At 68.2% G+C, this 12,278-nt stretch carries 12 protein-coding genes; 7 read left to right on the forward strand and 5 right to left on the reverse strand.

Annotated features, from left to right (window positions below; translation table 11 throughout):
* The first annotated feature begins 120 nt into the window (after positions 1–120).
* The gene (locus CL52_RS18885; protein WP_425288335.1) at positions 121–1,161 is read left to right on the forward strand and encodes a hydrolase; all 1,041 of its coding nucleotides are present in this window, start codon (positions 121–123) and stop codon (positions 1,159–1,161) included.
* Here CL52_RS18885 and CL52_RS18890 read toward each other — a convergent pair.
* Complete coding sequence (locus CL52_RS18890) at positions 1,125–1,793, reverse strand: TetR/AcrR family transcriptional regulator (protein ID WP_041108445.1); 669 nt, start codon at positions 1,791–1,793, stop codon at positions 1,125–1,127. The two genes, CL52_RS18885 and CL52_RS18890, sit on opposite strands and share 37 nt — an antisense overlap.
* Before the next feature lie 130 nt (positions 1,794–1,923).
* On the opposite strand from CL52_RS18890, the gene CL52_RS18895 reads away from it, so the two are divergent.
* The 6 genes from CL52_RS18895 (at position 1,924) to ggt (ending at position 8,125) form a co-directional block, all read left to right on the forward strand.
* Positions 1,924–3,336, forward strand: coding sequence for a coniferyl aldehyde dehydrogenase (locus tag CL52_RS18895; protein WP_043222451.1), 1,413 nt, complete (start codon positions 1,924–1,926; stop codon positions 3,334–3,336).
* A 7-nt stretch (positions 3,337–3,343) separates the two neighbouring features.
* Positions 3,344–3,883 carry a hypothetical protein gene (locus tag CL52_RS18900; protein ID WP_043222454.1) on the forward strand — a complete coding sequence of 180 codons (540 nt, stop codon included), beginning with the start codon at positions 3,344–3,346 and terminating at the stop codon, positions 3,881–3,883.
* Positions 3,884–3,887: 4 nt separating this feature from the next.
* Complete coding sequence (locus tag CL52_RS18905) at positions 3,888–5,474, forward strand: GMC family oxidoreductase (RefSeq protein ID WP_043222457.1); 1,587 nt, start codon at positions 3,888–3,890, stop codon at positions 5,472–5,474.
* Between the two features lie 106 nt (positions 5,475–5,580).
* Positions 5,581–6,063 carry a pantetheine-phosphate adenylyltransferase gene (gene coaD, locus CL52_RS18910; protein ID WP_041108454.1) on the forward strand — a complete coding sequence of 161 codons (483 nt, stop codon included), beginning with the start codon at positions 5,581–5,583 and terminating at the stop codon, positions 6,061–6,063.
* Between the two features lie 95 nt (positions 6,064–6,158).
* Entirely contained in the window at positions 6,159–6,410 is a 252-nt protein-coding gene (locus tag CL52_RS18915; protein WP_008568547.1) for a YfhL family 4Fe-4S dicluster ferredoxin, read from the forward strand.
* Positions 6,410–8,125: a gamma-glutamyltransferase gene (gene ggt / locus CL52_RS18920; protein WP_052264599.1), complete on the forward strand. Its 1,716-nt coding sequence runs from the start codon at positions 6,410–6,412 to the stop codon at positions 8,123–8,125. Before CL52_RS18915 ends, ggt begins: the two co-directional genes overlap by 1 nt.
* Here ggt and CL52_RS18925 read toward each other — a convergent pair.
* From CL52_RS18925 to CL52_RS18940, 4 genes are all read right to left on the reverse strand, one after another.
* A complete protein-coding gene (locus CL52_RS18925; RefSeq protein ID WP_043222465.1) occupies positions 8,109–9,947 on the reverse strand; it encodes a Na/Pi cotransporter family protein in 1,839 nt (612 codons plus the stop codon). The two genes, ggt and CL52_RS18925, sit on opposite strands and share 17 nt — an antisense overlap.
* A 94-nt stretch (positions 9,948–10,041) precedes the next feature.
* On the reverse strand, positions 10,042–10,383 hold the full coding sequence (locus CL52_RS18930) for a hypothetical protein (RefSeq protein ID WP_041108460.1): 342 nt from the start codon (positions 10,381–10,383) through the stop codon (positions 10,042–10,044).
* Between the two features lie 105 nt (positions 10,384–10,488).
* The gene (gene mutM, locus CL52_RS18935) at positions 10,489–11,301 is read right to left on the reverse strand and encodes a bifunctional DNA-formamidopyrimidine glycosylase/DNA-(apurinic or apyrimidinic site) lyase (RefSeq protein WP_043222468.1); all 813 of its coding nucleotides are present in this window, start codon (positions 11,299–11,301) and stop codon (positions 10,489–10,491) included.
* Positions 11,302–11,356: 55 nt separating this feature from the next.
* Entirely contained in the window at positions 11,357–12,223 is an 867-nt protein-coding gene (locus tag CL52_RS18940; protein ID WP_041108464.1) for an HDOD domain-containing protein, read from the reverse strand.
* Positions 12,224–12,278 lie beyond the last annotated feature (55 nt).

Here is a 12,278-nt window from a genome sequence, read left to right on the forward strand (position 1 = left end):
CGGCCCGCCAGGCTTGACCATATCCCCAAAGGCATATGCCCTGCCCACGGCCGTGCATTCAGCGAGTGCATGGCCCTTGCGACGCGACCGGCGGCGGCTTAGCTTCGTGCCATGAACGCCATGCAAGCCCCCGCAGAGCTCCCGTTTCAGCCCGCCTGGTGGCTGCCGGGGCCGCACCTGCAGACGCTATGGAACCCCTTTTTCCGCCGTGCACCGCAACTGGCGCGGCGGCGCGAGCGGCTGTGGCTGGCCGATGGCGACTTCATCGACCTCGACTGGCACGGCCCGCACGACGCGCAGGCCCCGCTGACGCTGGTGCTGCACGGGTTGACCGGCTCGTCCGCATCGCTCTATGTGCTCGGCCTGCAGCAGCGTCTCGCGGCACAGGGCTGGAGCAGCGTGGCGATCAACTGGCGGGGCTGCTCGGGCGAACCGAACCTGCTGCCGCGGGCCTACCACTCGGGCGCCAGCGACGACCTGGCCGAAGTCATCGAGCACCTGCAGGCGTGCCGGCCGCAGGCTGCGTTACACGCGGTGGGCTATTCGCTGGGCGGCAACGTGCTGCTCAAGTACCTGGGCGAGCGCGGCGCCGACTGCCCCGTGCGCGCCGCCGTCGCGGTCTCGGTGCCCTTTCGCCTGGACCAGTGCGCCGACCGCATCGGCCTGGGCTTTTCACGCGTCTATCAGGCGCATTTCATGAAGGCGATGATCGCCTACGTGCGCGACAAGCAGCGTCTGTTCCGCGAGCGCGGCCTCGATCAGCACCTGGCCACGCTCGACGCACTCGGCACGCTCGACGGCATGCGGACATTCTGGGACTTCGATGGCCGTATCACCGCACCGCTGCATGGGTTCAGCGATGCCAGCGACTACTACCGACGCGCATCGAGCCGCTACTACCTCGGTGGCATCGCGGTACCGACCCTGCTGATCCAGGCCGAGGACGACCCGTTCGTGTTTCGCCACAGCATTCCCGAGGTGGCCGAACTGTCGCCTTGCACCCAGCTCGAACTGCATCGCCACGGCGGCCACGTCGGCTTCGTCGAAGGCACGCCATTGCGGCCGCGCTACTACCTGGAACGACGCATCGCCGGCTGGCTCGGCGAACGCCTGCGCAGCGCCGTTCAGCCAGCGCCGAGCACCGCCTCCAGCGGCACGTAGAGGCGCGCGAGCAAGGCGTCGACCTCGCCCCGCGCCGACTCCGTGACGAACGCGGTTTCCAGCGCCAGCAATTGATAGATGCCGCGCCGCAGCTGGGCCTCGTCCAGCTCGCCGGAGTCGCCTCGCACGGTGCCGAGAAAACTGACCCAGGACGTGAGGACGATCCAGGCATTGACCACCAGCGCTTCGATCTGCGCCGGGGTCATGCGCAGCACGCCGATCTCGACAAAGCCTTGATACAGCGTTGCCGCCTGCGCCATGCAGCGCTGCGCAAACTGGCGGTAGCCCTCGGCGAGCTGCGTATCGGCCGCCAGGAGGTGCTCCAGGTCGCGGTGCAGGAAGCGATAGCGCCACATGGCCTCGAGCAGGGCCTCCAGGTAAGCCGCCTTGTCGGCCACGGTCAGCGACCGCTGCTCCGGCAGGCGGAGAAACTCGGCGACACGCCGCTCGTAGGCGCCGAACAGCTCCGCGACGATCGCCTGCTTGTTGCGGAAGTGGTAGTACAGGTTGCCAGGCGAAATGCCCAGGTGCTGGGCGATGTGGTTGGTCGTCACCGCGCGCTCACCCTGGGCGTTGAACAGCTCCAGGCTGGCTTCGATGATGCGATCTCGGGTCTTTGCACGTGGGGCCATGGCAGGCGACTCGAAGGGACGACGGCGAAAGAGCGCCACGGTACACGCTCACGCGTCCGGCGGCACGCTGCGTTGACAGATTAGAGCATTTACTCTAGAAATCTCGCATCAACCCTTGCCGAGCCTGCCCATGCTTGTCGACCAGTCCGCCGAGACCAAGCGCCTCCACGCGCTTTACGCCAGCCAGCGCAGGGCCTACGACAAGCTGCCCATGCCGGACCTCGAGCAGCGCCTGCAATGGCTCGAGGCACTCCATGAGGTCATCGCCAGCCACCAGCAGGCGCTGGTCGAGGCAATCAGCGCCGATTTCGGCAACCGCTCGGCCGACGAGACGCTGCTCGCCGAGGTCATGCCCAGCCTGCACGGCATCCGCCATGCCAAGCGCCACCTGGCCCGCTGGATGAAACCCTCACGGCGCCGGGTCGGGCTGGCCTTCCAGCCGGCCAGCGCGAGGGTGCTCTACCAGCCGCTGGGCGTGGTCGGCATCATCGTGCCGTGGAACTACCCGCTGTATCTGGCCATCGGCCCGCTGATCGGCGCGCTCGCCGCCGGCAACCGGGCGCTGCTGAAGATGAGCGAATCGGCGCCGGCGACCGGCCGCCTGCTGCGCGACCTGCTCGGCCAGGTTTTCGCCGAACACGAAGTTGCGGTGGTTCTGGGCGATGTCGAGACCGGCAAGCAGTTCACCCGCCTGCCCTTCGATCACCTGCTGTTTACCGGCTCCACCGAGGTCGGCCGGCAGGTCATGCAGAGCGCCGCGGCCAACCTGACGCCGGTGACCCTGGAGCTGGGCGGCAAGTCGCCGGCCATCGTCGCGGCCGACGTACCGCTGGAGCAGGCCGCCGAGCGGATCGCCTTCGGCAAGACGCTCAATGCCGGCCAGACCTGCGTTGCGCCCGATTACGTACTGGTTCCCCAGCAGCGCCTGGAAGCCTTTGTCGAGGCCTATCGCCTGGCCGTACAGCGCTTCTTTCCGCAGCTGACCGACAACCCGGACTACACCAGCATCATCAACGAGCGTCAGCTGCTCCGCCTGGAGGGCTACCTGGCCGACGCCCGGGCACGCGGCGCGCTGCTCCTGCCGCTGTTCGACGAGGGCCAGGGCCGGCGCCTGCCGCATCACATCCTGCTCGACGTCAATGACGACATGCAGGTGATGCAGGACGAGATCTTCGGCCCGCTGCTACCGGTACTGCCCTATGCCTCGCTCGACGAGGCGATCGCCTACGTCAATGCGCGCCCCCGGCCCCTGGCGCTCTACTTCTTCGGCCACGACCGCGCCGAGCAGCAGCAGGTCCTCGAGCGGACCCACTCCGGCGGCGTCTGCCTGAACGACACCCTGCTGCACGTCGCCCAGGACGACCTGCCGTTCGGCGGCATCGGCGCCTCGGGCATGGGCCACTACCACGGCCACGAGGGCTTTCTGACCTTCAGCAAGGCCAAGGCCGTGTTCAGCAAGCCGCGCTTCAACGCCGCCCGGCTGATCTATCCGCCCTACGGTGGGCGCCTGCAGCGGCTGATCCGTCAGCTGCTCGTGCGCTGAGGTAATGATGAATCCAGCCTCGACCCTGACGCGCCGACGACTGCTCAAGCTGGGCCTGGGCGGCAGCCTGGTGCTCGGCGGGGTCGGCCTGCTGGCCGGCCTGCAGGGTATCGGCGAGGCGCCGGCCGCCGCGGGGTTCGCGACATTGCGCCAGGGCGATCTGCCGCTGCTGCGTCGCCTCGCCGAGGTGGTGCTCGCCGGCAGCGTCGCGCCACCGGCACTCGCCGGCGCGGTCGAGGGCACGCTGGAGGAACTCGACGGCAATCTGGCGCACCTCTCGCCAGCGCTGCTGACGCAGGTTCGGCAGCTGTTCGATCTGCTCGCCCTGCCCATCACCCGCGGCCCGGCCACCGGCATCTGGGGGCGCTGGGAAGATGCCAGCGACGCGCAGCTGCTCACCTTTCTCGAGCGCTGGCGCACCAGCCACTTCGATCTGCTGCGTCAGGGCCAGGCGACCCTGCTGCAGCTGATCCAGATGGGCTGGTACGGCCGCCGCGAAGCCTGGGCGCACTGCGGCTACCCCGGCCCACCCACGCTTGGAGCCTGATCCCATGAGCCTTCCCGACCCCGTCGCCGAGGGCCTGGCCCGCGGCTGGAAGACCCGCAACGGTGCCCGGCTCGAACAGGACCTGACACTCGAAGCCGACGTCGTCATCGTCGGCAGCGGTGCCGGTGGTGCGACCAGCGCAGAGCTGCTCAGTGCCGCGGGCCTGCGCGTGCTGCTGATCGAGGAAGGCCCGCTGCGCAGCAGCCGCGACTTCGACATGCAGGAGACCACCGCTTACCGCAGCCTGTACCAGGAAGGCCTGGGCCGGCAGAGCAAGGACGGCGCCATCACCATCCTGCAGGGGCGCGCGGTCGGCGGCACCACGCTGGTCAACTGGACCTCGAGCTTTCGTACGCCGCCGCAGACGCTCGCCCACTGGGCGCGCGAGCATGCCGTCTCCGGCCACTCGGCCGAAGCCATGGCGCCGCTGTTCGCGCGGATGGAAGCACGCCTCGGCGTCGCGCCCTGGACGGTCGAACCCAACCCGAACAACGACGTCCTGCGTCGCGGCTGTGCGGCACTCGGCTACGAGTGGGGCGTGATCCCGCGCAACGTGCGTGGCTGCTGGAACCTCGGCTACTGCGGCATGGGCTGCCCGACCAACGCCAAGCAGTCGATGCTGGTCACCAGCATCCCGGCGCTGCTCGACAACGGCGGCGAGCTGCTCTACCTCGCCCGCGCCGAGCGCCTGCTGCACGACGGCGAGCGGGTCCGCGCGCTGCAATGCCTGGCCCTGGACGAGCGCGGCGTGGCGCCCACCGGCCGGCGCATCGAGGTGCACGCACGTCACTACATCCTCGCCGGGGGCGGCATCAATACCCCGGCGCTCCTCAAACGTTCGGCGGCCCCCGACCCGCATGATCGGCTAGGCAGACGCACCTTCCTGCATCTGGTGAATTTTTCCGCGGCGCGCTTCGCCGAACCGATCAAACCCTTCTACGGCGCGCCGCAGTCGATCCACAGCGACCACTTCCTCTGGCCGGACGAAGGCATCGGCTACAAGCTCGAGGTGCCGCCGGTGCACCCGGCACTCGCCGCCACGCTGCTCGGCGGCCTGGGCCAGGACAACGCCCGGCGCATGGCCGAGCTGCCGCACACCCACGCCATGATCGCGCTGCTGCGCGACGGCTTTCACCCGCAAAGCGTCGGCGGCCGTGTCGAATTGCGCAGCGACGGCTCGCCGGTGCTCGACTACCCGCTGACCGATTACCTCTGGGACGGTATTCGCCGCGCCTACCTGAGCATGGCCGAGATCCAGTTCGCGGCCGGTGCGCGCGCCGTGCTGCCGCTGCACGGCGACGCCCGCTACGCCAGGAGCCCCGCGGCGGCGCGCGAGCTGATCGCACGGCTGCCGCTGGAGCGCTACCGTGTGCGGCTTGGCAGTGCGCACGTAATGGGCGGCTGCGCCATGGGCGAAGACCCACGCCAGGCGGTGGTCGACAGCCTTGGCCGGCATCACCAGCTGGCCAACCTGTCGATCCATGATGGCTCGGTATTCCCCACCAGCATCGGTGCCAACCCGCAGCTGTCGATCTACGCATTCAGCGCCAAGTTCGCGGATACGCTGGCGAATTCCCTGCGCAAAGCGTGAAATCGCCGCCGATCACCCGTTTTTTCGGCTGGGGGATTGATGCTTTACGCTGCCGACTTGCAGCCGCTACCATCGGCACCCCCAACGCCTGCGTCAGGACGCCGCGATGAACCGAGTGTTGTATCCGGGAACCTTCGATCCCATCACCATGGGCCACGCCGACCTGGTCGAGCGCGCCTCGCGCCTGTTCGATCAAGTGATCATCGCCGTGGCGGCGAACCCGAAGAAGAATCCGCTGTTCCCGCTGGAGCAACGCGTCGAGCTGGCCCGCGAAGTCACTCGCCACCTGCCGAACGTCGAGGTGATGGGTTTCTCCACACTGCTGGCGCACTTCGTCAAGGAGCAACAGGCCAACGTGCTGTTGCGCGGCCTGCGCGCGGTGTCGGACTTCGAATACGAGTTCCAGCTGGCCAACATGAACCGCCAGCTCGCCCCCGACGTCGAAAGCCTGTTCCTCACGCCCTCGGAGAAGTACTCCTACATCTCTTCGACGCTGGTGCGCGAGATCGCCTCGCTCGAGGGCGACGTCTCCAAGTTCGTGCATCCGGTGGTGATGCAGGCGCTGAAGACGCGCTTCGGTCAGCGCTGATCGACGCGCCCGTGCACGGCGGGCGCGCTTGCGGCACAATTGCGCGTCGTTCTATTGCTGTGCCATGACAAGAGCCATGGCGGGAGTCCGCTTCGATGTCCCTGAAAATCACCGATGACTGCATCAACTGCGACGTTTGCGAGCCCGAGTGCCCGAACGGCGCGATTTCCCAGGGCGAGGAAATCTACGTCATCGACCCCAACCTGTGCACCGAGTGCGTCGGCCACTACGACGAGCCGCAGTGTCAGCAGGTGTGCCCGGTAGACTGCATTCCGCTCGACGAGAACAACGTCGAGAGCAAGGACGAACTGATGCAGAAGTACCTGATCATCACCGGCAAGGCCTGATGGTCGGCGCGGCACGGCTCAGCGGCGGCGCCCTGCGCCACCTGACCGGTGCCTGCCTTTCCCTCCTCCTGCTGGCCTGCACGGCGCAGGCCGCAGTTCCCGAACGCGGTGCCGTGGCCACGGCGCATCCATTGGCCAGCGAAGTCGGCCGCGACATTCTCGCCAGCGGCGGCAACGCCTTCGATGCCGCGGTGGCCGTCACCGCCGCACTGGCCGTGGTCGAGCCCTACGGTTCCGGGCTGGGCGGCGGCGGCTTCTTCCTGCTGCGCGAAGCCGGCGAGCCACCGCACTACCGGTTTCTCGATGCCCGCGAACGCGCGCCCCTGCAGGCGAGCGCCGATCTCTACCGCCGCGATGGCCAGGTGCGCCGCGAACTCTCGCTCAACGGTCCGCTGGCCGCCGCGATTCCCGGCACGCCGGCGGCGCTGGTCGAGCTCGCCGAGCGCCGTGGTCGCCTGCCGCTGCAGCGCAGCCTGGCGGCGGCGATCGCGCTCGCCGAAGGCGGCTTCGAGGTCGACTCGGTGTATCGGCAGCGCGCCGGCTGGCGCCTGGACGCGCTGCGCGACGACGCCGAGAGCGCCCGCCTGTTCCTCCACGCAGGCGATCTGCCCCCGCTCGGTCATCGGCTGCGCCAGCCCGAGCTCGCCGCCACGCTGCGGCTACTCGCCGACAAAGGGCATGACGGTTTCTACCGCGGCCCACTCGCCGAGCGCCTGGTCGAGGGCGTGCGCGCCGCCGGCGGCATCTGGACGCTGGACGATCTGGCCGGCTACCGCACCGTCGAGCGCGAACCGCTGCGCTTCGCCATCGATACGCGCCACGAGCTGATCGGCGCCCCGCCGCCGTCTGCCGGTGGGCTGATCCTGGCGCAGAGCCTCGGCCTGTTGCAGCGCCTGGACTGGCGCGCCAGCGATGGCGTCGAGCGCAGCCATCTGATCATCGAATCCTTGCGCCGGGCCTACCGCGACCGCGGCGAGCTGGGCGATCCGGACTTCGTCGAACCGCCGCTCGCCCGGCTGCTCGCCCCGTCCTACCTGGATCGGCTTGCCGCGGGCATCGACCGCACCCGGGCCACGCCGAGCGCCGAGCTGCCGCCCGCCTCGCCCTGGCGCGAAGGCGAGCACACCACCCATTTCGCGGTAATGGATGCCGAGGGCAATGCGGTGGCCGCCACCCTGTCGCTGAACATGATGTTCGGCGCCGCGTTCACCGTGCCCGGCACCGGCGTGCTGCTCAATGACGAGATGGACGACTTTGCCGCGGACATCGAAGGCAGCAATGCCTATGGCCTCGTCGGCAGCCAGGCCAACGCCATCGCGGGCGGCAAGCGACCCCTGTCGAGCATGAGCCCGACCTTTATCGAGAGCGACGCGGCCATGGCCAGCTTCGGCACGCCTGGCGGCAGCCGCATCCCCAGCATGGTGCTGCTGTCGGTGCTTGCGTATCTGGAGGGCCGGCCCGTCGAGGCCTGGCCGGCGGTGCCGCGTTTCCACCACCAGTACCTGCCGGACCGGGTGCAGTACGAGGCCGACGCGTTCGACGAGTCGCAGCTTGCCGCACTGCGCGCTCGCGGCCACCGGCTGAGCCTGATCGAGCGTGACTACGGCAACCAGCAGGTGCTGTTCTGGGACAAGCGCAGCGGTGCGGTACAGGCCGCCAGCGATCCGCGCGGGATCGGCCGCGCCCTCACGGTGCCGGCTACGCCTGCACGATGACCGGGCCGTCGTCGGCCTCCACACTGCGCAGCTGCCGGGTCAGTTCCTGCGCATCGCCGAGCATCAGCGCATTGCGCAAACTCTGGATGATGCGGCTGGCGTAACCCAGGTCGTTCATCAGCGAGCTCATCTGCAGACCATCGAGGGTGTGGCTGCGGACCGCCTCGAACAACTGCCGCCGGAATGCCGCATCGAAGCTCGCCGCCTGATCGTCCAGCCATGCCAGGCGCTCCCGCCAACGCTCCTCGGGCAGCTCGGAACGACTCAGCGCACGGATCTCCTGCAGTGCCTGGAGCAGATGGCGACGCAATTCGACGTAGGCCTGGCGTGCCGCCGATTCGTCGCCACGCAGGTAGTGGCCCAGGTTCTTCTGCAGATGCTTGCTGTCCTTGACCGCATCGACCAGCTGCAGCGCAGCCACCTGGCTGCTCAGCCAGAAGCTCTGGTGCTGCTCGTCGAGCGGCGTGTCCAGCCGTCCCATGAAGGCCAGCAGGTCGCCGTAGACGCCCTTGATGTGTCGCTGGTAGAGCTGTTCGGCATCCAGCGATTGGTCGCTCGGGCGCCCTACCAGCAGGGCGTCGTCGAGCCGCTCCGGATGCTGCAGCAGATCGATCGGCAGATAGATCGCATGACAGATCACCTCCAGGCTCAGCCGGGTCAGGTGCTGCAGCTCCTGCGCCACGGCGCTGGCCGCCGAGTCGGCGGAATCCAGGGCCCGCTCGCTGAGGTAGCGCGCATGGGTCTGCTGCGGCGGCGCCACTGGCTGGGCCAACTCGGTAATCAGCACGGCCGGCTCGCGGCGCTCGGGCAACAGCCGCTCGAGCAGGTGCGCCAGCCGTGCCTGCCAGAACCAGAACAGGGCGACACCCAGGGCGTTGAACAGCGTGTGGAACAGCGCCAGCTGAATCAGCGCATTGTCACCCAGGCCCAGCGGCTCGCTCAGCCAGTGCACCACCCAGGTCAACGGCGCGAGCAGCGCCAGGGCGACCACTGCGGTCACCACATTGAAGATCACATGCGCCAGCGCCAGGCGCTGGCCACAGCGGTTGCCGCCGAGCGAGCCGACAAAGGCGGTCGTCACGCTCGTGCCGACGTTGGCGCCGATGGCGATCGCCAGCGCCGGCCCCAGGGTCAGCTGCCCGGCGCCGAGTGCGGCGAGCGTCAGCATCAGCGTGGCGTGGCTCGACTGCAGCACCACGGTGGCCAGCAGGCCGACCGCGACGAAGCCCAGCTGGCCGGCCAGCCCCTCGGCCTGGTACGCGGAAAAGTCCGCCGCGCCACCGAAACCGGCGAAACCGTCCTTGATCTGATCGATCCCGAGAAAGATGAAGGCAATGCCGAGCAGCACGCGACCGATGCCCTTGCCGCGCTCACCGGTGAACCCGGCGAGCACGCCGACCACCAGCAACGGCAGTGCCAGCGGGCTCAGGCTGAGGTTATGGCCGAGCAGCGCCAGCAGCCAGATGCCACTGGTCGAGCCCAGGTTGGCGCCGAACAGAATGGCGATGCCGCCGGCCAGCTGGATCAGTCCGGTGCTGATGAAAGCGATGGTCAGCAGCGACACCAGGGTGCTCGACTGCAGCAGCATGGTGCCGCTGATGCCGAACATCAGACCTTTGAAGGGGGTCGCGGTGGCGCGCCCGAGCAGCTGCTCCAGGCGGCTCCCGGCCAGCTGGCGCAGCCCTTCCTCCAGGCACTGCATGCCGAACAGGAAGAGCGCGAGACCGGCGCAGAGTTCGAGCCAGCCATGGCTGGCCCAGAATGACCAGAACAGCGCCAGGGCGCCGATCAGCGGCAGGACAATCTTGAGAAATCGCTTCAAGGAGGGAGCTTCGCTTTGCACATCGCGGTGCGGGCAAAGCCTACTGCAAGGTCACCGCGGCCGGAAGGGTCAACCCCCACCGGCCGCATGGTCTTTAGTCTTGGTTGCCGTAGCCGCTGCGCGTGCAACCCAGGCAGCGCACGAATGCCGCCTTGCCAGGCTCGACCACCAGCGCCTGGCCAGCCTCAGCGACGTTGCCGCCCAGTGCGCTGAACGGCAGGCTGACCACGAACAGGCCGGCGCCAATCACGGTGGCGCCGATCAGCAGCGGCCGGGCGATGACCAGATCGCCGATCATCGAATAGGCCTTGGGCGCCTCGACGTTGTAGATCGGGTCGGCCGTGCTGTTCTGCTCGACCACCTGGGCGTGCGCCGGCAGGGCCAGCATTCCGGTGGTCAGGGCCAGCACAGCAGCAGTGGAGCGGAACAGTTTCATGATGTGGTCCTTCAGCTGTGAAACGAGGCGTTATCGTTGTCGCCGCACTATAGCAGCGGCCACGGCGCCTTAGTCGTGAACACCGTCAATGCACGCGCTGCCGGGTCAGCGCTGGCAGCGACCGCAGTAGACACTGGCGCGCTGGCCGAGACGGACCTCGCGCAGCGTACTGCCGCACTGCTTGCAGAACGCACCGCCACGTCCGTAGACGAACAGCTCCTGCTGGAAGTAGCCGGGCTTGCCGTCGCCGCCGACGAAGTCGCGCAGCGTCGTGCCGCCGCGCTCGATGGCCATGGCCAGGATGCGCCTGATCTCAGCGGCCAGGCGCTCGTAGCGCGCCCGCGAAATGCCGCCTGCCGGGCGCCGCGGATCGATGCCGGCGGCGAACAATGCCTCGCTCGCATAGATATTGCCGACACCGACCACCACGGCGTTGTCCATGATGAACGGCTTGACCGCCATGCTGCGCCCGCGCGACAGCTCGTACAGCCGGCGGCCATCGAAGCCCTCGTCCAGCGGCTCGGGGCCGAGGCTGGCGAGCAGCGGATGCTCGAGCGGCAGCTCGCTCCAGAGCAGCGCACCGAAGCGACGCGGGTCGGTGTAGCGCAGCGCCTGCCCCGAACCGAGCAGGATGTCGACGTGCTCGTGCTTGGCCGCCGGCAGCTCCGCCGGCACCAGGCGCAGGCTGCCGGACATACCCAGATGGGCGATCAGCGTGCCGCTCTGTACCCGGATCAACAGGTACTTGGCGCGCCGCTCCACCGCCTCGATACGCTGGCCGGACAGGCGCGCGTCGAGGTCCTCGGGAATCGGCCAGCGCAGGCGCCGGTCGCGTACGACGACACGCTCGATCGTCTGGCCGAGCAGATGCGGCGCGATGCCGCGACGGGTGGTTTCGACTTCGGGGAGTTCGGGCATGACGGCAGGTGACGGCGGTACAGAGGCGCGACCTTAGCAGCTAACGCCGCGGCGGTCAGCCGACGCCCAGCTCGCGGATGCTCTCCTCGAGGCACTCGAAGTCGTATTCGGACAGACCGACGTAGTCGAGGACCAGATGCGCGATGCTGTCCCACTCATGGTCTTCGGCCTGGCCACCGAGCACGCGATGGCAGGCACAGATGTGCTCGGCCATCTTGAGGATCGCCAGCAGCGTCTTGAGCTGCGCGTCGCGCCCCGAGTCGTCGGCGAACAGCGACAGCGCGTTGTGATGGTTGGCGATGGCGTCGCACAGATGCAGCGGCAGGTTCCAGGACTTGGCGGTGAAGTAGCCGACCACCGCGTGGTTGGTCGACAGCACGCGGTTCTCGATGTCGACGATGCGCTGCTCGGCATCGGTGCTGGCATAGGCCTCTTCGAGCACCGCCATGTACTGCGGGAAGCGCTTGAGCATCAGTGGAATGCCGCAGTTGTGGAACAGGCCCAAGGCGTAGGCCTCATCCGGCGACTGGTAGCCGATGCGCTTGGCCAGCGTCAGGCTGGTCATGGCGACGTCCTGTGCGGTGTCCCAGAAGCGGTTCAGGGTGACGATCGTCTCATCGGTCATTTCCCCCTTGATCGACTGCGCGTTGATCAGGTTGATCACCGTGTCGCAGCCCAGCAGGTTGACCGCCTGCTGGATCGAGGCGATGCGGTTGGTCAGTCCGAAGAACTTCGAATTGACGATCTTCAGCAGCGCGCCGGAGAGCCCCGGGTCCTGGCTGATCAGCCGGGCAATGGTCTTCAGGTCGGGCACCGGCATGACCTGTTCCATCTGCAGGTCGACCATGATCTGCGGTTGCGGCGGCACGCTGATGCCCTGCAGGACATGGCGAATCTGTTCGGCGGTGAGTTCGACGGCCATCGGAAAAGCTCGGCGGGTGGGCGGCAAAGTGCCAGCGGAAAATCGGCCGAACTTT

Source organism: Stutzerimonas balearica DSM 6083 (assembly GCF_000818015.1).
Classification (GTDB): domain Bacteria; phylum Pseudomonadota; class Gammaproteobacteria; order Pseudomonadales; family Pseudomonadaceae; genus Stutzerimonas; species Stutzerimonas balearica.

Coding starts and splice junctions, on each gene's coding strand:
- CL52_RS18885 (WP_425288335.1), top strand. CDS start 121: ATGCAAGCCCCCGCAGAGCTCCCGTTTCAGCCCGCCTGGTGGCTGCCG.
- CL52_RS18890 (WP_041108445.1), bottom strand. CDS start 1,793: ATGGCCCCACGTGCAAAGACCCGAGATCGCATCATCGAAGCCAGCCTG.
- CL52_RS18895 (WP_043222451.1), top strand. CDS start 1,924: ATGCTTGTCGACCAGTCCGCCGAGACCAAGCGCCTCCACGCGCTTTAC.
- CL52_RS18900 (WP_043222454.1), top strand. CDS start 3,344: ATGAATCCAGCCTCGACCCTGACGCGCCGACGACTGCTCAAGCTGGGC.
- CL52_RS18905 (WP_043222457.1), top strand. CDS start 3,888: ATGAGCCTTCCCGACCCCGTCGCCGAGGGCCTGGCCCGCGGCTGGAAG.
- coaD (WP_041108454.1), top strand. CDS start 5,581: ATGAACCGAGTGTTGTATCCGGGAACCTTCGATCCCATCACCATGGGC.
- CL52_RS18915 (WP_008568547.1), top strand. CDS start 6,159: ATGTCCCTGAAAATCACCGATGACTGCATCAACTGCGACGTTTGCGAG.
- ggt (WP_052264599.1), top strand. CDS start 6,410: ATGGTCGGCGCGGCACGGCTCAGCGGCGGCGCCCTGCGCCACCTGACC.
- CL52_RS18930 (WP_041108460.1), bottom strand. CDS start 10,383: ATGAAACTGTTCCGCTCCACTGCTGCTGTGCTGGCCCTGACCACCGGA.
- mutM (WP_043222468.1), bottom strand. CDS start 11,301: ATGCCCGAACTCCCCGAAGTCGAAACCACCCGTCGCGGCATCGCGCCG.
- CL52_RS18940 (WP_041108464.1), bottom strand. CDS start 12,223: ATGGCCGTCGAACTCACCGCCGAACAGATTCGCCATGTCCTGCAGGGC.